Source organism: Streptomyces sp. NPDC046870 (genome assembly GCF_040704595.1).
Classification (GTDB): domain Bacteria; phylum Actinomycetota; class Actinomycetes; order Streptomycetales; family Streptomycetaceae; genus Streptomyces; species Streptomyces argyrophylli.
Genome location: NZ_JBEYXM010000010.1, coordinates 74,942 through 95,846 on the forward strand (window position 1 = coordinate 74,942; position 20,905 = coordinate 95,846).

A 20,905-nucleotide genomic window follows, 5' to 3' on the forward strand; every position below is an offset into this window, starting at 1 on the left:
GGCGCCGTCCCCCTATGCCCCGGTCCGCCCGCAGTAGACTCCGGTCATGCCCGATCCATCGCCGTCACTCGATCCCGTGCAGCTCGGCGCCTACTTCGACCTCATCGAGGTGACCAGCCTGCTCCGGCACGCGGTCGAGCAGCAACTGCGCGAGAGCGGTGATCTCAGCTACGTACAGTTCCAGCTGTTGGCCCGCCTCGGTGACTCGCCGACGGGCAGCCACCGCATGACCGACCTGGCCGACGGCGTCGTCTACAGCCGCAGCGGCCTGACGTACCAGGTGGGTCTGCTCGAGAAGGAGGGCCTGGTCGTCCGCGCTCCCTCGCCGGACGACGAGCGGAGCATCACCGTCACCCTCACCGATGCCGGACGTGAGCTGCTCGCGAAGGTGCTGCCGGGTCACGTCGAGGTGGTCAGCGGCCTGTTGTTCGAGCCGCTTTCGCGTGACGACGTGCAGACTCTCGCCGCTCTGCTGGCGCCGGTGCGCGACCACATGCGCTCGACGCCGCCCCGCTCGGCCGCACCTCGCCGCCGCAAGGGCGGAGCGTAAGGACTCGGCAGGCGTCGCGGCCCCGGCGACCGCAGCGCGTCAGGACACGGCAGGACGCCGGGTCGTCAGGTCGGCCGGCGTGCGAACTGCGCCGGTGTCGCCCGGTACTGCTTCTTGAAGGCACGGATGAAGTGGCTGCTGTCGGTGAAGTGCCGGCGCGCGGCGGCCTCGGACACGGTGAGGTGTGATCCGGGGGCGGTGAGCGCCGTGGCCGCTTCCCCCAGCCGCAGACAGGTCGGCGTCGGCGAGGCGGGCGTCGGCCAGGTCCGGCCCGCGTGAGGCGCCGGCCGCCGCACACCGGGAGCCGCACGAGGCCCTCACCGACGACCACGGCCGCCTCCGCGCACGGGCCGACGACGGCCCCGGTGCCGCGCCGCGGGCAGTGCCGATGAGTTTCCGGCCGGCCCGCGGTCTACCCGTCGACGAAGGGAGCGCACCGTGCGCAAGATCATCGTTTGCACGTTCCTGACGCTGGACGGCGTCATGCAGGCACCGGGCGGTCCGGACGAGGACACCCAGAGCGGCTTCGAGCACGGCGGCTGGCAGAAGCCGGTGTCCGACGACGAGGTCGGCACGGCCGTCGCCGGCTGGTACGAGGGCTCCGACGCGATGCTGCTCGGCCGCAAGACGTACGAGATCTTCGCGTCGTACTGGCCGACCGCCGGCCCCGACAACCCGTTCACCGACCGGATGAACGGCATGCACAAGTACGTGGCCTCCCGGACCCTGACGTCCCTTCAGTGGCAGAACTCCACGCTGCTGGAGGGCGACACCGTCGACGCCGTGCGCAAGCTGAAAGCATCGGACGGCGGCGACATCAACGTCGTGGGCAGCGGTGACCTCGCCCAGACCCTCATGCGGCACGACCTCGTCGACGAGTACCGGCTCACCGTCCACCCGGTGATCCTCGGCACCGGCAAGCGGCTGTTCGCCGACGGAGCGATCCCCACCGCGCTGCGGCCGGTCAGCGTCTCGACGACGAAGGGCGGCACCGTCATCGGCGTCTACCGGCCGAACGGCAGGCCCGGCCACGACAGCTATTAGGGTCCGTCCTCCAGGATCACCCGGGGGGATCACGATCACCGCGAGCCGTCACAGAGCGGCCGACGGCCCGCCGAGGGCGGTGGCGACGAGGTTCTCGGCCTCCTCGCAGTCACCCTCGGTGCATCGCTCGCCGCACAGCCGGGTCATCCGGACGCGGACCGGGCCGACGCCCGGCGCTCCTTGCCGACCTGCGGATCTCCGCTGACCCGGCTCTACGCCCGGTTCTTGCGTCGTACGTCACCGCGCACCGTCCGGCCCTCGCGAAACGGGCGGGCGATCCGAGCTTCCAGCCCCCGCCGGGTCACTCGCCGGAAGGGTGCGGACCCCGCGGGACGGCCGCACCCCGGCAGGACCACCATCAAGCCCTTCACCTCGCCCTGGCCACGCAGGTGCCGAGGGACTCCGCACTGACCGATGAGTCAGTGCGCGAAGCGAAGATTGGCTGGAAGTGATCCGACGTCTGCGGTCCGGACCATTGACCGGCGAACCTCCGACCGCAACGCTGGATCGCGCCAGGCGAACGAAGTCCTGAACCCAGTCCATGCATGTGAACAATTGCTTCGCCACTCCTCCGATGTTTCAGGGCTTCCCCCGTCTATCGAGAGGGAGGAACATGAGACGCCGTCGCCTTCGAACGGCACTGACCGGGCTGGTGCTCGCCAGCGCGGCCCTCACCACCCTGCCGGCGGCCGCACCCGCGCCGCCGGCCCCCGTCGGCCCCGCCGCGGCCCGTCCGGCCGCCGCCACCGACTGGTCCACGGCGGTCGTCGACTCCACCATGGCCCGCTACACGCCGAGCACCATCGGCGGCTGGTCCTACCCCGTCGGCCTCTACCTCTACGGCCAGTACCTCACCTACCGGCGCACCCACGACGCCCGCTACCTGGCCTACATCAGGAGCTATGTCGACCGGTTCGTGAAGAGCGACGGCTCCATCGGCCAGTCCTTCAACAGCCTGGACAGCATGCAGGCCGGCCGGCTGCTGGTGATCCTGCACCACGAGACCGGGCTGGACCGCTACCGCGAGGCCGCCAGGAAGATCCGCGACCGCCTCGACACCTACCCGCGCACCGCCGACGGAGGCTTCTGGCACGCGGACACCTCCAGCCGCGCCCACCAGCTCTGGGCGGACGGCGTCTACATGGTGAACCCGTTCCTCGTCGAGTACGGCGAGGAGTTCGGCGACAGTGCGTACACCGACGACGAGGCGGCCAGGCAGCTCTCCGTCTACGGCAGCCATCTTCAGGTCGCGAACGGGCTGCTCAAGCACGCCTACGACGAGTCCAGGAGCGCCGGTTGGGCCGATCCGCAGACCGGGCTCGCCCCCGAGCACTGGTGCCGGGCCGTCGGCTGGTACTCCATGGCGCTCGTCGACGTCCTGGACGCCCTTCCGGCGAACCAGGCACGGCGACCCCGGTTGCTCACCATCTTCCGCAAGCTGGCCGCCGGTCTGGAGAAGTACCAGGACCCGGCCACCGGGCGGTGGTTCCAGGTGATGGACAAGGGCAACCGGTCCGGCAACTGGACCGAGACTTCCTGCTCCAGCATGTTCACCTACGCCCTCTCCCGGGGCGCCCGGCACGGCTACCTCGACCCGCACTACGCCGCCGTCGCGCAGCGCGGCTACCAGGGCGTGCTGGCGAAGCTCTCGGTCGGCTCCGACGGCCGCACCAACCTCGCCGACATCTCCATCGGCACCAACGTCGGCGACTACGCGTACTACGTCGCACGTGACCGGGCCACCAACGACTTCCACGGTCTGGGCGCCTTCCTGATCATGAACGAACAACTGCGAGGTGATTAGTGTCATGAACACGTCCAGAAGGGCGCTGCTGGGCGCGGCGGTCGCGGGCGCGGCCGGGGCGGCGCTGGGTCTGCCCGCCACCGCCCACGCCGCCTCCTGGCAGCAGAAGTGGGCTCCCTCCGCGAGCAGGGACGGCCTCGGCGCCTTCGAGACGATCGAGGACGACCGCGCCGACTCCCACCCCGCGGGGCATCCGCACATCCTCGCCACCGGCGACAACTGGCGCTTCAACATGCACATGGTGGACCGGGACACCTCGACGGACCGTCAGCGCCAGGAGGTCACGGGTCTGCGCACGAGCTCCGGCAGCTACCTCAAGTGGAACGAGGGCCAGACCTGGCGGGTCACCTACTCGATGTACATCCCGAGCTCGCTGAAGGCGACCACCACCTTCACCCACATCATGCAGATGAAGCAGCCCGGTGCCGGTTCCTCCCCGATCGTCACCCAGTCGCTGCGCCGGGTGAGCGGCAAGCAGACCATCGAGCTCACCCTGCCCGTCTCCGGCACCCTCATCGGCCGCACGGATCTCGACCCGCTGCACGACACATGGACCGACGTCGACTTCCAGATCAAGGTCGGCAACGGCTCGGCGGGCTCCGTCCGCTGGATCCTCAGGTCGGGCGGCCGGACCCTCGTCGACGCCGCGAAGACCGGTGTCGACACCTTCCTGGCCGACCGGGTGCGCCCGAAGTGGGGCATCTATCGCTCCCTGGGCGACACCTCCGGGACCTTGCAGGACACCTACCTCCTGCTCACCAACCTGCGTGGCTACCAACTCGTGTGAGGAGCCATCACATGAAACCCCCCACCGGTCCGGGCCGCCGAGCGGCGGTCGTCGTCCTGTTCGTGGTGGCCGTGGTCCTCGGCCTCACCCACCCAGCGGCCCTCGCCGCCCCGCACACCACCCCGCGCGCCGCCGCCGAGTACGACGTGCGCGACTACGGCGCCAAGGGCGACGGCTCCACCAACGACAGCCCCGCCATCGACAAGGCGATCACGGCCGCGAACGCGGCGGGCGGCGGCACCGTCCGTTTCCCCTCCGGGACCTACAAGTCCAAGAACACCCTCCACATGAAGAGCCATGTGACGCTCCGGCTCGACAAGGGCGCCACACTCCAGGGCTCCAGCGCCGACACCTACGACAAGGCCGAGTCCAACCCGTACGACGCCTACCAGGACTACGGCCACAGCCACTTCCACGACGCGATGATCTACGGCGACAAGCTGACCGACATCGGCTTCGTGGGCCAGGGCGTCATCGACGGCGCCGGCAACCTGATCACCGGGAACCCGAAGTCGGGTGAGGCCGACAAGATCATCTCGCTGACCCGGTGCGACGGGCTCAGGATCGGCGACGGTCTCACGCTGCGCCGGGGCGGCCACTTCGCGGCCCTCGTCAACGGCTGCACCGACGTGACCTCCGATCACCTGACCATCGACACCGCGAGCGACCGGGACGGCTGGAACGTCATCTCCACCACCAACGCCACGATCACCAACGCCACCATCCACGCCAACGACGACGCCCTGGTCTTCAAGAGCGACTACGCGCTCGGCGCCAAGCTGCCCAACGGGCATGTGCGGGTGAGTGATTCGCTGCTCGGTGCCAAGTGCTGCAACGCCCTGATGTTCGGCTCGGAGACCTGCGGCGACTTCTCGGACTACCAGTTCGAGAACATCCGCATCGACGGCGCGGACAAGTCCGGCCTCGGCATGGTCTCGATGGACGGCTCGAAGATCTCCGACGTCCACTACCGCGACATCACGATGACCGACGTCCACTCGCCGATCATGCAGAAGATCGGCACCCGCAAACGCTGCGGCAACAGTCCCGGCGTCGGATCGATCAGCGACGTGACGTACGACAACATCACGGCGACCGGCAACAGCCCCTCCTTCAGCCCGACCCTGTGGGGCGAGTCCGGTCACCGCATCAACGGCGTGACCTTCACGGACGTCGACATCACGGTCCCCGGCGGCAACGGCACCATGTCCACGGCCGTGCCGAGCAACGACTCGACCGACTACAACCCCAAGAGCATCGGCACCCGGCCCGCCTACGGCTGGTACCTGCACAACGCCGACAACGTCCGGTTCACCGACAGCTCGGTGAAGTTCGCCTCGGACGACGGCCGGCCCGCGTTCATCGCCAACGCGGCCAGCGGCATCCGGCTCACCCGGTTCACCGCGCGGAAGGGCGGCGACTCGCCCTTCGACGTGGGTTTCCAGAACGTCACCGGCGGCTGCCTGACGGACAGCCACACCACCTCCGGGGGTGCCCTGCGGGTCTCGGGAAGCCAGGACTGCGGCAGTACGGCGGCGAAGCCGTTCGACCTGGAGAACCCCCGCCAGGACTTCCTCCGCGCCTCCGTCGGCGGCCTCTTCCTGCACTGGGGCCTGCGCACCGCACCGGCCCACACCAGCTGCACCGCCTGGGAGAAGGACGTCACCGACGGCGGCTGGACGCCTGACTACTGGGTGAAGGAGGCCCGGAAACTGCACACGCAGTACCTGGTCCTCGCCACCTTCCACAGCCGCCTCGGCTACGCCCGCCCCTGGCCGTCGAAGATCCCCGGATCCTGCTCGACCAAGCGGGACTTCCTCGGCGAACTGATCACGGCCGCCAAGGCCAAGGGCATGAAGGTCATCCTCTACATGACCAACGACCCCCAGTGGCACGACGAGGGCGGTCACGAGTGGCTCGACTCGGCCGCGTACTCCGCCTACAAGGGCAAGAACGTCGACCTGACCACCAACGACGGCTTCGGGCAGTTCAGTTACGACAACTTCTTCGAGGTCATGGACCGCTACCCCGACCTCGGCGGCTTCTGGATCGACAACGACAACTCCTACTGGGAGAGCCACAACCTCTACCAGCAGATCTACGACAAGCGCCCGGACTACACGCTCAGCAACAACAACGAGGACACGCCGATCATGGACATGATCAGCAATGAGCAGAAGACGGGCATGACCCCGGCCTACGACTACCCGCAGGCCGTCTACACCGCCCAACCCCGCCTGACCGAGGCCGACTTCAAGCTGCCGTCGACCGGTGCGTGGTGGTACGACGGCTCCGACCCCTCCGTCGACCGGGCGCTCACCCTCGGCCGCCTCGTCACCAACGCCGGCTCCTCGGTGAAGGCACTGATGGCCGAGACGGCCCAGGTCAACGGCAAGTTCCCGTCGAACCAGGCCTCCTTCAACACCTTCGCCGACTCCTACCTCGACCCCATCTGGGAGTCCCTGCACGGCACCGAGGGCGGCGGCTACATGTACGGCGGCCTCAAGCCCGGCGCCTGGAACGACGGCGCGTACGGCGTGACGACCATCGCCAAGGACGACGCGAACCGGCAGTACCTCCACGTCCTGACCCCGCCCAGCACCGGCACCCTGCGCGTGCGGGACAACGGCTACCGCGTCGCCTCCGTCACCAACCTCCGCACAGGGGCTGCGGTCTCGTGGTCGCAGTCCGGCGGCGTGCTCAGCCTGACCGGGCTCGGGAACTGGGACCCGTACGACACGGTCTTCAAGGTCACGACGGCCGGCCGCCAGGGCATCCTCACCGGCGTCAAGGTCGGCGCGAGCGCCTCCGCGAGCGGGCACGCCGCGTCGGCGGCGGGTGACGGCGACTACCTCACCTACTGGGACAACGACAAGACGCTGCCGGTGAACCTCACCTTCGACCTCGGCTCGGCCAAGAAGGTGCAGTACATCGGGCTCAACCAGCGCGAGGACTCCGTGGCCTACGCGCGCTCGGACACGGAGCAGTCGGCCCGGATCAAGGACTACCAGGTGTTCCTGAGCAACGACGGCTCGACCTGGGGGAGCGCGGTCAAGACCGGCCGGCTGCCCAGTCGCCGGGGCATCCAGGGCATCGACCTGACCGCCGCCAACGCCCGCTACGTCCGGCTCGAGGTCGACACCACCTGGGCCGCCTCCACCGACACCACCCGCTACAAGCGACTGCGGGTCGACGAGGCGTGGATCGGCACGTCGTACGCCACACCCGCGAACGGGGGACAGTCATGATCCGGCTGGGATCGCTCACGGCCGCGACGGCCGGCCTGCTGCTCGCCACGGCGGTGCCGCTCATGGGCACCGCCCACCCGGCGGCCGCCTCCGACAACGGCCAGTCCGTACGGCCCGCCATGGGCTGGTCCAGCTGGAGCTTCGTGCGTCGCTGGCCCACCGCGGCGAAGATCGAGGCGCAGGCCGACGCGCTGGTCTCCAGCGGCCTGAAGGACCACGGCTTCGTCTACGTCAACCTCGACGACTTCTGGCAGAAGTGCGATTCCAACGGCTTCACCGTCGACGGCTACGGCCGCTGGGCCGTCGACACCGGCAAGTTCCCGGACGGCATCAAAGGGGTGGCCGACTACGTCCACTCCAAGGGCCTGAAGTTCGGCTTCTACGTCACCCCCGGCATCGCGAAGAACGCCGTCACCAAGAACACACCGATCGAGGGGACCTCGTACCACGCGAAGGACATCGCGGACACCTCGAAGACCGAGAAGAACTACAACTGCAAGAACATGTACTACATCGACTACTCCAAGCCGGGAGCGCAGGAGTTCGTCGACTCCTGGGCCAAGCAGTTCGCGTCCTGGGGAGTCGACTACCTGAAGATCGACGGAGTGGGCAGCGCGGACATCGCCGACGTCCGGGCCTGGGACAAGGCGCTGCGGGCCAGCGGACGGCCCATCACCTTCGCGCTGTCCAACAACCTGCCGATCGCCGACGCCCCCACCTGGCGGAGACTGGCGAACAGCTGGCGCACCCAGGGCGACGTCGAGTGCTACTGCGGGCCGGGGAGCAACGGCAGCGGCTATCCGCTGACCGACTGGTCCCACGTCTCCAAGCGGTTCGACTCGGCCGCCTCCTGGCAGCCCTACGCAGGTCCCGGCGGCTGGAACGACCTGGACTCGCTGGAGATCGGCAACGGCGACCAGGTGGGCCTGACGGCCGACCAGCGCCGCTCGCACTTCACGCTGTGGTCGATGGCGGCGGCGCCGCTGCTCCTCGGGACCGACCTCACCCGACTCGACGCCGTCGACGAGGCGATGCTGACCAACGACCGGCTGATCGGCGTCGACCAGGACGGCGTCGCCGCCAAGCGGATCGTGAGCAGCGGTGTCCAGCAGGTCTGGAGCAAGAAGGAGAGCGACGGACAGTACGTCGTGGCGCTGTTCAACACCGGGACCTCGGGCAAGGCCACCGTCGCCGTGAACTGGTCCCAGGTCGGCTTCAGCGGCTCCGGCGACGTGACCGACCTCTGGTCCGGTTCCCACAAGGGCGTGATCGCGGACTCCTACAGCGCGACCCTGCGCCCGGGCGAGACCCGGCTCGTCCGGGTCAAGCCCGTCGACCCCCCGGAGGCGACGGCCGCCAAGAACGCCCAGGTGAAGTCGGCGTACGGCTACGGCAACGCCACCGCCCACCCGCACATCGGGCCGTCGTCGACGAACGGCACGACCGACGACTCCGGTGAGCGGGTCCGGGTGGCCGACGCGGTCGACCGCGACCGGGCCTGCGGCTCGGGCACCGACGGCGGCTCCTGCGGCGGCGTGACGCAGCAGCCGTACGACCACCTCGAGGTCTTCACCCGGTACACGGGCTGAGGGGGCATCCGTGAACATCAGAAGAGTTCTGCCGTACGGCGTCGCGGCGGCCCTGGCGCTGCCGCTCGCCGGTCTCGGCCAGGGCACCGCGCTGGCCGCGACCGACTACCAGGCCGAGGACGCCCTGATCTCGCAGGGCACCGTGGCCACCAACCACACCGGGTACACCGGCACCGGCTTCGTCGACTACACCAACGTCAGGGGCTCCTACGTGGAGTTCACGGTGAGCGCGGCCTCCGCCGGCAGCTCCGCCCTCACCCTGCGCTATGCCAACGGGACCTCCACCGACCGGCCGATGGACATCTCCGTGAACGGCACGGTCGTCGCCTCCGGGGTGTCCTTTCCGGCCACCGCTGACTGGAACACCTGGGCCGCCAAGACCGTCAACGTGCCGCTGACCGCGGGCACCGACAAGATCCGGGCCACCGCCACCACCGCCGACGGCGGCCCCAACCTCGACCGCGTCAGCCTCGACGCGGCCGCCGACACCCAGGCCCCGACCCGCCCCGGACAGCCCAGCTGCTCGGACATCGGCGAGGACGCGCTCACCCTGGCCTGGGGCGCGGCCACGGACAACGTGGGCGTGAGCGCGTACGACATCTACGAGCACGGAAACAAGATCGGTGAGGCGCCCGGGAGTTCGACCTCCAAGGCGCTGACCGGGCTCACCCCGAACACCGACTACAACCTCACGGTGATCGCCCGCGACGCGGCCGGCAACACCTCGCTCGCCAGCCCGGTCGTCGACTGCATCACCAGACCCGGCTCCGACACCACCCCGCCGAGCAAGCCCGGCACGCTGTCCGCGAGCAACGTCACCGCGAACAGCGCCGACCTCAAGTGGGGCGCCTCGACCGACGACAAGGCGGTCGTCGCCTACGACGTGCGCAGCGGCGCCACCGTCTACGACACGGTCACCAGCGGCACGTCGACCACACTCACCGGGCTCGCCTGCAACAGCCCGTACAGCCTGAACGTCGTCGCCCGCGACGCGGCCGGCAACGTCTCCGACCCCGGCAACACCGTCACCTTCACCACGAAGGCGTGCGCGACCGACGGCGGCGTCCCCTCCTCGATCGCGACGCTCTCCACCGGCTGGACCATCCCCTGGGGCGTCTACTGGATGCCCGACGGCAAGAGCGCGCTGGTCACCGAGCGGGACGACTTCCGGGTCTGGAAGGTCGCCAAGGACGGCACGCGGACCCAGGTCGGCACCGTCCCGAACGCCGTCACCACCAACGGCGAGGGCGGGCTGCTCGGCGTCGCCGTCGACCCCGAGTGGAGCACCGACCACTACGTCTACTTCATGCACACCGCCTCCGAGGGCAACCGGGTGGTGCGCATGACGTACGACGGCACCAGGCTCAGCGACTACAAGGTCCTGCTCCAGGGCATCAAGAAGAACCGCTACCACAACGGCGGCCGGCTCCTGTTCGGCCCCGACGGCTACCTGTACGTGTCCACCGGAGAGGCCCAGACGCCCGACCTGGCGCAGGACAGGAACTCCCTCAACGGCAAGATCCTGCGCATGACGACCGACGGCAAGCCGGCCCCCGGCAACCCGTTCGGCACCTACGTCTACAGCCTCGGCCACCGCAACCCGCAGGGCCTCGCCTTCGACCGCAACGGGCGTCTGTGGGAAGCGGAGTTCGGCAACAGCTCCAAGGACGAGCTGAACCTGATCAAGCCGGGCGCCAACTACGGCTGGCCGACCTGCGAGGGCACGTGCGGCGTCGCCGGGATGACCAACCCCAAGGCCACCTGGAACGTCTCCGAGGCGTCCCCGAGCGGTATCGCCGTCGTCCGCAACGTCGTCTACATGGCGTCCCTGCGCGGTGAACGGCTGTGGCGGATCCCGATCAACGGCGACAGCGAGAGCGTGGGCACGCCGACCGCGTACTACGTGGGCACCTACGGCCGGCTGCGGACCGTCACCAAGGTCCCCGGGGCCGACCAGCTGTGGCTGTCGACCACCAACTGCGACAACAACGGCAACCAGCCCGACGGATCGGACAAGATCTTCCGGGTGAGCATCGGCTAGGGTCTTTCGTTTGGATCGGGCCGGATCAGGGAGCGGGGTCCGGTGCCGTGTGTCGCAAGGCGGAGGAGGGCGCCATGGCGGAGCCATGGCAACCGACGACAACGCGGCGAGGCGCGGCACCAGACCCCGCGAACCCGGCATGATCCGAACGAGAGGCCCAGGTCACGCCCGGCACACGCCTCGGCGGCGTGGAGCCGGTCGCCGCCGAGGACGATGCCGGCACCGCGGGCGCGGGCCCGCGGTGCCGGGCCTGCCGCGGCGGAGCCTTCCGCGCCGACGTCCTCACCGACGCGCCCGCCGACGACCGGGCAGTCGCCTTGCGCGGCGCGGCCTTCCCTTGTCCGGCCCGCCGCCGGAGTCAGTCCTCCAGACGGACCGGCATCAGCAGCGAGAACGCCCCGTCGTCGTCCGGGCGGCGGATGGCCAGGGGTGCCACGGGAGCGCCCAGTTCCAGGATCAGCCGCTCCCGGGCCCCGGCGGCCAGGGCGTCCAGCAGGAACTCCCGGTTGACGCCGATGTCGTCCGGCTCCTCCTCACCGTCCTCGCAGAGGGTGAGCGTGCCGTCCCCGCCCACCCGGAGCACGCTGACGCCACCGGACTCACCGTCCCGCCCGCGGACCCCGCGGACCGGACCGGTCCGCAGCGCCTCCCGGAAGGCCGCCACATCGACGGTGATCCGCCGCCCGGCCGGGGGACGGACCAGCCGGCGGTAGTCCGGGAAGCCGTGCTCCAGGCAGTGGCCCGCGGCCTGCCGGTCAGCGGAGTCCAGCGACACCCGGTCACCGTCCAGCGTGAGCCACACCGGCTCCTCCCCTCCCGACAGGGCACGCATCGCGTCGGCGACGGGCAGCGGCACCACGGCCTGCACCGGCGGCCCGTCGTACCCGTGGGCAGCTGCCCGCGCGACGGCCATCCGGTGGCGGTCGGTGGCCACCAGGTTCAGGCTGCCGCCCTCCACGTCGAACAGGATTCCGCCGAGCATCGGCAGATCCGGGTCCGTGGCGGCGGCGAAACGGACCGCGTCCAGCGCGGCGGCGAACTCCGGCGCGGGGACGGACAGCCGTACGGCGGCGGTGCTGAGCGAGGTCAAGGGGTTCTCCCTGGCGTCGAGTAGGGCTCGGAGCGCGGAGAACTCCCTGCGGGCAACGGCCAACTCCCGTTCGAGACGGCGCAGATGGGCCTGGAGCAGCCCCCGCACCAGATCCGTGTCGGCGCCGGACCATCCGGCCAGGACCATCCGGATGTCCGCCAGGGGCAGGCCGGTCCGGCGCAGACAGGCCAGCAGCCGGGCCTCCGCCACCTGCTCCGGCCCGTACCAGCGGTAGGCACTGACCGGGTCCACCCGGGCCGGAACCAGTACACCGGCACGGTCGTAGAACCGAAGCGCGCTCACACTCAGTCCGCAGTCCCGGGCCATCTCCCCGATGCTGCGCATCTCGTTCTCCACACCCGCAACTGTGAGCCCTCGACCAGGTCGAGGGTCAACCCGCGGCCGGAACCCCCCGACGGGCCGCCGGACAGGCCGAGCGGCACGGGGCACGCGGCCCCGCCGGCCTCAGGGAGCCGCTGCTTGCCCGCTCCCTGCGCGGACCCCTCGCGGATCCGGCGCTGGAGGAACAGAAGGACGACCAGGGTGGGCGGCGCGGGGCCGGTCACCCGGCGGGTGTGCCTGCGGCCGCGCTGCGGTAGGCGGTGATGCCCAGGGCGAGCAGCCAGTAACTGAACAGCGCGCCCATCAGGGCGGTCGTGCCCCAGCCGTTCGCTCCGCCCGCACCGGTGGTGCGGTCACCGGTGCAGAGCCACCACGGTGTCCACCACCGCGCGGGACTCCACCTGCTCATCGCGCAGTGCACGCAGAGCCGGCACGACGTCCTTCGGCGCGTCGACGAGGACCTGGCCGACGACGTGCGCTCCCGCTGGAGATCCGACAGCGACACGAGCAAGAACACTCCCTCGCAGCGAAGATCACCTTGGTATGTGGCCGGCGGAAGTTCTCATGACGGGGATCAGCCGGGCGGAAGATCGCGTGCCGGTTGTTTCAGCGCGGTTCGGACGAACTGGCCCGCGCGGTCGAGCGCCAATGCGCCCTCGTCCAGGATCGGCGCGAAGCCCTGGAAGACGTGTGGCACTCCCGCGGTGATGTCGAGGATGACCGAGACGTCGGCGGCTGCCAGGCGGGAGGCGAGCCGGATGGAGTCGTCGAGCAGTGTTTCGTGCGTTCCGACCTGCACGAGAGTGGGCGGCAACCCGTGCAGGTCGTCGAACAGCGGGCTGTGCTCCCGCGCCGCGGTAGCACCTTCGCCGGCGTAGTCGAGCACGCGCCGGGCGAGCGCTTCCCGATTCACCGCGACGTCCACGGACGCCCGCGTTGTCATCGAGTCGCCGGCCAATGTCAAGTCGATCCACGGCGACAGCAACACCGCGCCCGCCGGTACGGGCCTGTTTCCCGCCACCAGTGACGTGAGTAGTCTCAGTGCCACCGCGCCTCCGGCGGACTCCCCGATCACGATCAGTTCGTCGGCGCCGATACCCGAGTCCAGCAGCGCTTCATAACACGTCGCGGCATCGGTCGCCGCGGCCGGTGCCGGGTGCTCCGGCGCAAGCCGGTAATCCACGGTGACGACCCGCAGTCCCGATCGCCGGGCGATCTGGGTCACCAAGCCCAAGGAGCTGTTCGCCGAACCCATCGCGAACGCGCCGCCGTGGAAGTAGAGCGCGGTGCCGACCGGTTGCGGCGCACCGTTGATCGTGACCGACAGCGCGGCGACACCCGCCAGGTCGAGCTTCTCGACGATGGCGTCGGTGGGCACCGGCTGCGAGCTGAGGATCTGTTCGAACTGCGGCCGTTGGACGTCGAGATCGCCACCGAGGTCGAGCGGCGAGTTCCGCCGGAGTTCGCGGACCTGCTCGCGTTGCTCACGAGTCATGCTGTCACCTGCCTGGTTTCGAGGCCGGTGCGGTGTGGACGTTCGACCGGGCTGAGGACGACGGTGCGCTTGTTCGTCATGATCGCGCCTCCGCCGACTTGACGTGCTGCGCTACCAGTGCCGAAAACTCTTCGGGCTCGTCGATCGGAACGATGTGGCCGGCGTTGGGCAGCAGGCTGGCCGTCAACTTCTCGCTAAAAGGGGCGAGTTGACGCGCGGTGCCCTCGCCGACCGCGCCTCCGCCGATCGTGAGCACCGGAAGTGTGAACACGTTGTGCGCCACCCACGAGGAGATCCAGCCCGCGTTCGCGGGCATCGCTCGGTAATGCTCGAAAGCGGCCCGCAAGGACTCCCGCCCACGGTACGCCTCGACGATCCGGGCGGTCAGCGCCTCCGAGAGGCCGCGGCGGCTCCCGCCGTCGAGGAAGAACCGGATGTAGTGGTCTTCCCGTCCCTCCAGCAGGTCTTCGGCGAACCCGCCCGGAGCCGAGTGGAGCCCGAACCACCAGGGGGCGCCGCTCGCCGTGAAGGATTCGGCTCCGGGCAGTGTGCCGATCACCGCCTCACTCAGCGTCAGGCTGGACACACGGTGCGCGTGGGTCGCCGCCAGCGCGAACGCCGGTGCGGTGCCGAGGTCGATGCCGACGACGTGCGCCCGGCCGATGTCAAGCGCGTCGAGGAGCCCGACCAGGTCCCCGGCGAGCTCGGTCGCCAGGTAACCGCCGGCCGCTCGGTCGCTGTCGCCCAGACCGCGTAGATCCGGCGCGACGACACGAAGCCCGGCCGCCGTCAGCAGCGGCGCGACTTCGGACCAGATCGCCCGCGTGTGCGGAAAACCGTGCAGCAGCAGGACCGCGGGGCCCTCACCCGCCACCTCGACCGCGAGGCGGACGTCGTTCACCGAGATGTACCGCGCTTGGGCGTCCGCCAGGTAGGCAGTCAACATCGTTCATCTCATCCAGTCGGTTACTATCGGATACCAGGCGAACATAGGAGACCGACCGTGGACGTTCAAGGAGGCACTTCCCGGAACCCTGGTCACCTCGGGGTGACCCCTCACCGCGGCGACCTCTTCGATGCAGCCTGCCCCACCAGGCAGCTGCTCGACCGGGTCGGCACGAAATGGACGACAATGCTCGTCCTGACCCTTGACCAGACCGATGGCGAACTTCGTTTCACCGAACTCAAGCGAGCCCTGACCGGGATCTCCCAGAAGATGCTGACGCAGACCCTGAGGTCGCTCGAGCGGGATGGCCTCGTCACCCGCCGGGTCGAGCCTTCCGTTCCGCCACGGGTGTTCTACGGGCTCACCGCGCGTGGAAAGTCGTTGGCACAACCCCTGTCACAGTTGCGAGAGTGGGCGGAGATGCACATGCCACAGATTCAGCTCGATCAGGACGCATTCGACCGTTCACTCTGAGCGCAGGGCTGGTCCACGGCCGACCAGGTCGGCGATGAGCAAGGTCGTCGGGAGTGTCTGATGGGTCCCGTGACGGGTGGCGGTGGATCCGTGAGTGAGAGCGAGGTGGGAGAACAAGCTCAGCGTGTGAGCACGCACCCAGCCGCGACGCCGGGCCGGAGCATGGCTCCGAAGAACAGGCCGACGATATAGGCGGTACTTCCGGGTGGATACCCTTGCGCCTTTCGGTCCTTCGGGCAGGTAGGCGACCGGTACACGGGTTCCAAGGGCCAGCCCCGTCCCGTCGTGGCAGGTCGGAACCGGACGGGTCGGCCCTGCCGGTCGGTCGTTTCACCCGTCATCCGTCCCCTGTTCTCCCTCGCACAGCGCCCGCCCGGTACGGGGCGCGCATCAGGAGGACGCGGCGCGTAGCCCGCTGGTTCGCGAAGGTGCATGGACACACCGGCTCCTCGGGCTTACGCGCTCGTGGCGAGGGGCCACGCAGGGCCGGTAGCCGCCTTCGCCGTCGGGCACGCGACTGCCGCCCCTGATGAGACTTCGTGGAGTCGAGCCAGTCAACTAGGTGTTGCGGGACAGGAGCTTGGTGACGCAGGCCGATGTCTGGGAAAGCAGGATGCTTAGGCGGGCGTCGGTCGGGTAGCGTGCGGGCCATGTCGAGTCCTGAGTCAGACAAGGTGGGGGCTTTCGGTCACGCCGTCAGCCCCCTGAACCACTGAGTTCGTAGCCCTGTCGTCGCGCCGCTTTCTGTGGTGGGACGAGTTTGCGCTCGGGGCTGGCCGCGGTGACGAGATGACCTTCTCGTGCCTCTCCTCACCTCGGAGCCACTCGATGCCCCTCCCGCTGTACCTGCTTGCCCTGGCGGTCTTCGCCATGGGCACCTCGGAGTTCATGCTCGCCGGCCTCTTGCCGGACATCGCCTCGGATTTCGACGTCACCGTCGGGACAGCAGGCGTGCTCACCTCGGCCTTCGCGATCGGCATGATCGTCGGCGCACCCCTGGTGGCCGCGCTTGCCCGTAACTGGCCCAGGCGCCCGGCCCTTCTGGGGTTCGTCCTCGTTTTCGCGGCAACTCACGCCTTGGGCGCCGTCACCACGAGCTTCCCCATCCTGTTCGCTACCCGAGTCGTCGCCGCAGTCGCGAACGCGGGGTTCCTCGCCGTCGCTCTGACGGCTGCGGCCACTCTGGTCTCACCCGACAGGAAGGGACGCGCACTGGCCGTCCTGCTGTCGGGCACGACGGTGGCCACGATCGCCGGTGTCCCCGGTGGGTCAGTGCTCGGCACGGCACTCGGCTGGCGGGCCACCTTCTGGGTAGTCGCCGCTCTCTGCCTGCCTGCCGCTCTCGGCATCCTGAAAGGCATCCCCGCAGGACGTGACGAGGACGGGGCGACCGGCAGGCCGGCGTTGCGAGCGGAGCTCGCCCAGCTCGCCCGGCCGCGGTTGATCCTGGTGATGCTGCTCGGCGCGCTGGTGAACGCGGCAACCTTCGGCAGCCTCACCTTCCTTGCCCCCGTGGTGACCGACAGCGCCGGGCTGGGCGAGTTGTGGATCTCTGTCGCTCTGATGCTCTTCGGTGCCGGTTCCTTCGTGGGCGTCACCGTCGCCGGACGGCTGTCCGACCGAAGTCCCGGCCCGGTCATCGCGGTCGCCGGTCCGCTGCTGCTCATCGGCTGGCCCACTCTGGCGGTGCTGGCCAACGAGCCGGCCGCCCTGTTCACCCTCGTGTTCGTGCAGGGCGCGCTGTCGTTCGCGCTGGGCAGCACGCTGATCACACGGGTCCTCTACGAGGCTGCGGGAGCCCCCACGATGGCCGGCTCGTATGCGACGGCGGCGCTGAACGTGGGCGCCGCCGTCGGCCCCGTCGTCGCTGCAGCCACGCTCGGCACCGAAGCCGGGGCCCTCGGACCGCTCTGGACAAGCGGGCTTCTCGTCGCAGTTGCGCTGCTCATCGCATTCCCCCTCCTCACCGTCATCACGGCCGGCCGGAACACGGAGGTGCTGCGGTGACACATGCGAACGCGCCCTTGAACATCGAGGGACGTCGACGGCTTGTGGAGCGCTGCCGCACCCGTCCGATCGCGCACGTCGCCGCCGAGGCCGGCGTCTGCCGCGCCTGTCTGTGGCGACGCTCGCGCCGTCCGCCGAGGCGTCAAGGGTTTTGGAGGACTGCGCGGCGGCGGGCGGGTGGGGTCATGGCTCATTCGAAGGCGGGCGAACTCTTCTTCCGGCTGGCTGTCGCCCATGGGCCGAGGGCGAACCTGTCACTGTCCCGTCGTACTTCCAGGGCTCCTGCGCCGCCGAAGTGCGCGGGAACGAGCAGCTCCCGTTCGTCAGCCGCCCGCCCGAGAACCCGACGGCGGCTGGCCACCGCTTGTTCCGGGGCCAGGCAGGCGTTGCTGTTGCAGCAGGGGTGCAGGATCTGCACCGGGCTGTGCAGCAGATCTCCGACGAAGACTGCCCGGTCGCTGCCGGATGCGAGTCGCAGCACGGATGAGCCGGGAGTGTGACCGGGCGCGGACTCCAGGGTGAGGTGTTCGTCGATGCGGTGGAGGCCGTCCCACAGCACGGCCTGTCCGGCCTGGTGGATGGGCGCGATGCTGTCTTCGTAGATCAGGCGGTCGACCTGCCGCGCGCCGTTTCCGTACGCGTTGTCCGGACCGTAGTGGAAGTCGTCGGCGGCCGGAATGAGGTATTGCGCGTTGGGGAACGCCGGTACCCACTGCCCGTCCGCGTCGACGGTGTTCCAGCCGACGTGGTCGACGTGGAGGTGGGTGTTGACGACGACGTCGACATCCTGCGGGCGGACACCGGCCCTCGCCAGGAGGCCGAGGAAATCGCTCTGGGCGCGGTGGAACGGTCCCATGCCCGGTCGCTCGCGCCCGTTTCCCGCTCCGGTGTCGACCAGGACGGTCCGGCCCGCGCTGCGCAGCACCCAGCTCTGCAGAGCAAGCACCGCCAAGTCGCTGTCCGGCTCCCAGTGGTCCGGTGCCAGCCAGTCCTCGTTGTCCTTCCACACATCGGCGGCAGCTCCCGGGAACATGCCGGAGGTAGGCAGGAACGGCTGGTGCCACTCGACGACCCGGACGACCTCGACGTCTCCCAGCACCATGCTTTGCGCACTCTCGTTCTCGTTCATCACGTGATCCACCTTAAGAAAGGCCGAACGACCGTTTCGATATGCATCCGGCTCGAAAAAATACGAACGCGTCTCATCCTTCATACGGCACGTATCCTGGACGGATGGATGTGGTGAGCGATGCGATCTCCGCCGTGCGCCTCGGGCACCCCTGGTCCCACCGGTTGCGGACAAGCGGGAGCTGGTGCGCGCGACTGGACCCGTACGACGGCGCGGGCTTCTACGTCGTCCTCAAAGGCCACTGCTGGCTCCTGACCGACAGCAGCGCCCCCCTACCTCTCGGTGTGGGGGACGCGGTGTTGCTTCCCCATGGCACAGGCCATGTCATCGCCGATTTCCCGGTCGATGCGGCGGCAGCGAAGAAGAAGGCGGTGCCGTTCGAACAATGGCTTGTGGAGACAGAGTCGCGAACCCAGCCCGACAGCTGCGGGACAGAGGTGCTCTGCGGCAAGTACTGGCTCGACTGCAGCCGCATGCATCCGCTCATGGCAGAGCTGCCTGAGGTCGTCCACCTTCCCAGCCGAGTGGGCAGCCACCTCGAACTTCGTGCCGCCATCGATCTGCTCGCCGGTGAGCTGGATGAGATGCGACCCGGCTCCTGCGTGGCGCTCCCGAGCCTGCTCGACCTCCTCCTCGTCTACATGATCCGTGCCTGGATGACCGAGGCCCCCAGCGGAGCCTGGCCCCGCGTACTGGGCGACCCGGTGGTGGCCGCCGCCCTGCGGGCGCTGCATTCGGACCCGGCCGCACCGTGGAGCAATGACCGTCTGGCGGCGGAGGCGGGCGTCTCTCGTCCCACCCTGGCGCGCCGGTTCACCGCCCTGGTCGGCCGCCCGCCGATGGCGTACCTCACCTGGTGGCGCGTGATCCGCGCCGCCAACCTGCTCCGCGACACCTCGGACACCCTGGCCACCATCGCCGGCCGAGTCGGCTATGGCAGCCCGTACGCGCTGTCACACGCCTTCCAAAGGGAGTTCGGCACCACACCGGGCCGGTATCGAGCCCAGGCCGCGGGACGATCCGCTGACGCCGAAAGAAACTGACAGCGGGAACCTGGTCAGGCGGCTTGACTGGAGCCGACGGCGGCCGGGTCCCGCTCGCGTAGCGGGGCGAGGCCGACGTCGAGTTTCGGGCCGTACGCCTCGGGCTGGATACCGGGTTCGTGCGTTGGATACTCGCCGAACCGGTTGATGTGCTCGGTCAGGTAGGGGAGATGTGGGCCAGGTCCTCCGGGTCGATCTCCCAGCCCTCTTCCAGCAGTTGCCGGACAATCTCCGCGATGTCCAGGGCGTTGTGGAAGATCACTGGTCCTGGATCCAGGACCGACAACTGGAAGTCCCTGATCGCGCAGGCAGATCCTCTCAGGCCAGGAGAACCTCGAATACGATCACCACCGCCAGCACAACGTACACGACACACGCGGCATAATTCAGCACAGCCGTCGCTTTCGTTGAGCCGGTGAGGCGGGCGTGAAAGAATCCTGACAGCACACCAATGGACCCGTAAAGAATCACCTCCATCAGGACGTTGACTGCACCGAGAACCAGCATCTGTAACTCTGCGTTCTCCGCATTTCCTGTGAACTGCGGGAGCACTGCGAGGTAGAAGAGTATTATTTTCGGGTTCGTCAGGCTGACCAGCATTCCTCGCAGATACCACCTACCTGTCGTGATATCGCCGTGTCCGTTGATCGCACGACGTGCACTTCGCATCGTCACGTACGCCAACCACAGCAGATACGCTGCACCCAGAATTCTCACCGTATCAAGCACCGATGGGTGCGATTCGGCGATCTCCCCCATCCCGGCCACGACGGCGGCGGCATAGACACTCATGCCTGTCCCTATGCCGAGGATGGCCCTCAGCGCGGACAGGCGGCCCCCTTCGAGGCCCACTGCGAGCATGTAGGCCATATCGGGCCCGGGTGGAGCGAGAAAGAGCAGGATCACCGCGACATAGCTCGGCAGTACCGCTAAGTCCACCATGGTCAACTACCTCCGGCATCGGCGTGGCGTGCCAGGAGCCCATCGCCGGCATCGCGCCCGGCCTGTCCCTCCCCCTGGAGGGTGACCGCCCGGGCGACGGAGATCGTGGCGATGACTGCTGCGGTCCTTCGTACGGGAACCGGCCGAGGCGATGGGAGGGCCGGTGTTCGTTCTCCTACCAGCCCTCCCACGTCCCCGTGCGCGTCAGCCGGGTCAGGTTCCGTGAGGCGGCGGACGGCTGTGGCGCCGGCGCGGCCGACGGCCGCTTCGGCACCGGCGAAGATCGCGCCCTGGAGCGTGGCGGCGAGGTGCGCCTCGCGTCAGGAGCGGTCCTCGTCGGTGGGGCCCGTGGGGTCCCCGTGGCGGCCGAGCAT

The 20,905-nt window shown here is 69.2% G+C and carries 17 protein-coding genes and 2 pseudogenes; 11 read left to right on the plus strand and 8 right to left on the minus strand.

The window, feature by feature from the left end; genetic code table 11:
- The first annotated feature begins 46 nt into the window (after window positions 1–46).
- The gene (locus AB0946_RS22360; protein WP_366762390.1) at window positions 47–550 is read left to right on the plus strand and encodes a MarR family transcriptional regulator; all 504 of its coding nucleotides are present in this window, start codon (window positions 47–49) and stop codon (window positions 548–550) included.
- A 65-nt stretch (window positions 551–615) separates the two neighbouring features.
- Here AB0946_RS22360 and AB0946_RS22365 read toward each other — a convergent pair whose 3' ends face one another.
- The gene (locus tag AB0946_RS22365) at window positions 616–846 is read right to left on the minus strand and encodes a helix-turn-helix domain-containing protein (protein WP_366762391.1); all 231 of its coding nucleotides are present in this window, start codon (window positions 844–846) and stop codon (window positions 616–618) included.
- A gap of 142 nt (window positions 847–988) precedes the next feature.
- On the opposite strand from AB0946_RS22365, the gene AB0946_RS22370 reads away from it, so the two are divergent.
- The 6 genes from AB0946_RS22370 to AB0946_RS22395 all read left to right on the plus strand — a co-directional run bounded on the left by AB0946_RS22370 (window position 989) and on the right by AB0946_RS22395 (window position 11,063).
- Entirely contained in the window at window positions 989–1,594 is a 606-nt protein-coding gene (locus AB0946_RS22370) for a dihydrofolate reductase family protein (RefSeq protein WP_366762392.1), read from the plus strand.
- Between the two features lie 613 nt (window positions 1,595–2,207).
- Complete coding sequence (locus AB0946_RS22375) at window positions 2,208–3,398, plus strand: glycoside hydrolase family 88 protein (protein WP_366762393.1); 1,191 nt, start codon at window positions 2,208–2,210, stop codon at window positions 3,396–3,398.
- A gap of 4 nt (window positions 3,399–3,402) precedes the next feature.
- On the plus strand, window positions 3,403–4,185 hold the full coding sequence (locus tag AB0946_RS22380; RefSeq protein WP_366762394.1) for a heparin lyase I family protein: 783 nt from the start codon (window positions 3,403–3,405) through the stop codon (window positions 4,183–4,185).
- Window positions 4,186–4,196: 11 nt separating this feature from the next.
- Entirely contained in the window at window positions 4,197–7,433 is a 3,237-nt protein-coding gene (locus AB0946_RS22385) for a glycosyl hydrolase family 28 protein (RefSeq protein WP_366762395.1), read from the plus strand.
- Entirely contained in the window at window positions 7,430–9,022 is a 1,593-nt protein-coding gene (locus AB0946_RS22390; protein ID WP_366762396.1) for an alpha-galactosidase, read from the plus strand. Before AB0946_RS22385 ends, AB0946_RS22390 begins: the two co-directional genes overlap by 4 nt.
- Before the next feature lie 10 nt (window positions 9,023–9,032).
- On the plus strand, window positions 9,033–11,063 hold the full coding sequence (locus AB0946_RS22395) for a PQQ-dependent sugar dehydrogenase (RefSeq protein WP_366762397.1): 2,031 nt from the start codon (window positions 9,033–9,035) through the stop codon (window positions 11,061–11,063).
- Window positions 11,064–11,421: 358 nt separating this feature from the next.
- On the opposite strand, the gene AB0946_RS22400 is transcribed toward AB0946_RS22395, so the two are convergent.
- From AB0946_RS22400 to AB0946_RS22415, 4 genes are all read right to left on the minus strand, one after another.
- Window positions 11,422–12,510 carry a MerR family transcriptional regulator gene (locus tag AB0946_RS22400; protein ID WP_366762398.1) on the minus strand — a complete coding sequence of 363 codons (1,089 nt, stop codon included), beginning with the start codon at window positions 12,508–12,510 and terminating at the stop codon, window positions 11,422–11,424.
- Window positions 12,511–12,715: 205 nt separating this feature from the next.
- Window positions 12,716–12,904 carry a hypothetical protein gene (locus tag AB0946_RS22405; RefSeq protein WP_366762568.1) on the minus strand — a complete coding sequence of 63 codons (189 nt, stop codon included), beginning with the start codon at window positions 12,902–12,904 and terminating at the stop codon, window positions 12,716–12,718.
- 165 nt (window positions 12,905–13,069) lie between these two features.
- The gene (locus tag AB0946_RS22410) at window positions 13,070–13,990 is read right to left on the minus strand and encodes an alpha/beta hydrolase (RefSeq protein WP_366762399.1); all 921 of its coding nucleotides are present in this window, start codon (window positions 13,988–13,990) and stop codon (window positions 13,070–13,072) included.
- Window positions 13,991–14,066: 76 nt separating this feature from the next.
- Window positions 14,067–14,936, minus strand: a complete 870-nt coding sequence (locus AB0946_RS22415; RefSeq protein WP_366762400.1) for an alpha/beta fold hydrolase — start codon at window positions 14,934–14,936, stop codon at window positions 14,067–14,069.
- Window positions 14,937–14,993: 57 nt separating this feature from the next.
- Between AB0946_RS22415 and AB0946_RS22420 the strand changes: the two genes are divergently transcribed.
- The 3 genes and pseudogenes from AB0946_RS22420 to AB0946_RS22430 all read left to right on the plus strand — a co-directional run.
- The gene (locus AB0946_RS22420) at window positions 14,994–15,410 is read left to right on the plus strand and encodes a helix-turn-helix domain-containing protein (protein ID WP_028424957.1); all 417 of its coding nucleotides are present in this window, start codon (window positions 14,994–14,996) and stop codon (window positions 15,408–15,410) included.
- An 828-nt stretch (window positions 15,411–16,238) separates the two neighbouring features.
- Window positions 16,239–17,417, plus strand: a complete 1,179-nt coding sequence (locus tag AB0946_RS22425) for a Cmx/CmrA family chloramphenicol efflux MFS transporter (protein ID WP_366762401.1) — start codon at window positions 16,239–16,241, stop codon at window positions 17,415–17,417.
- A pseudogene (locus tag AB0946_RS22430) lies at window positions 17,414–17,536 on the plus strand (leucine zipper domain-containing protein); the annotation flags it as partial. The gene AB0946_RS22425 and the pseudogene AB0946_RS22430, both read left to right, overlap by 4 nt.
- Before the next feature lie 71 nt (window positions 17,537–17,607).
- On the opposite strand, the gene AB0946_RS22435 reads toward AB0946_RS22430, so the two are convergent.
- Window positions 17,608–18,546: an MBL fold metallo-hydrolase gene (locus tag AB0946_RS22435; RefSeq protein ID WP_366762553.1), complete on the minus strand. Its 939-nt coding sequence runs from the start codon at window positions 18,544–18,546 to the stop codon at window positions 17,608–17,610.
- Window positions 18,547–18,650: 104 nt separating this feature from the next.
- Between AB0946_RS22435 and AB0946_RS22440 the strand changes: the two genes are divergently transcribed.
- On the plus strand, window positions 18,651–19,589 hold the full coding sequence (locus AB0946_RS22440; RefSeq protein WP_366762402.1) for an AraC family transcriptional regulator: 939 nt from the start codon (window positions 18,651–18,653) through the stop codon (window positions 19,587–19,589).
- Window positions 19,590–19,907: 318 nt separating this feature from the next.
- Here AB0946_RS22440 and AB0946_RS22445 read toward each other — a convergent pair whose 3' ends face one another.
- Window positions 19,908–20,531, minus strand: a complete 624-nt coding sequence (locus tag AB0946_RS22445) for a LysE family translocator (RefSeq protein WP_366762403.1) — start codon at window positions 20,529–20,531, stop codon at window positions 19,908–19,910.
- Window positions 20,532–20,752: 221 nt separating this feature from the next.
- Window positions 20,753–20,872 (minus strand): annotated as a pseudogene (locus AB0946_RS22450) (DUF4235 domain-containing protein); the annotation flags it as partial.
- Window positions 20,873–20,905 lie beyond the last annotated feature (33 nt).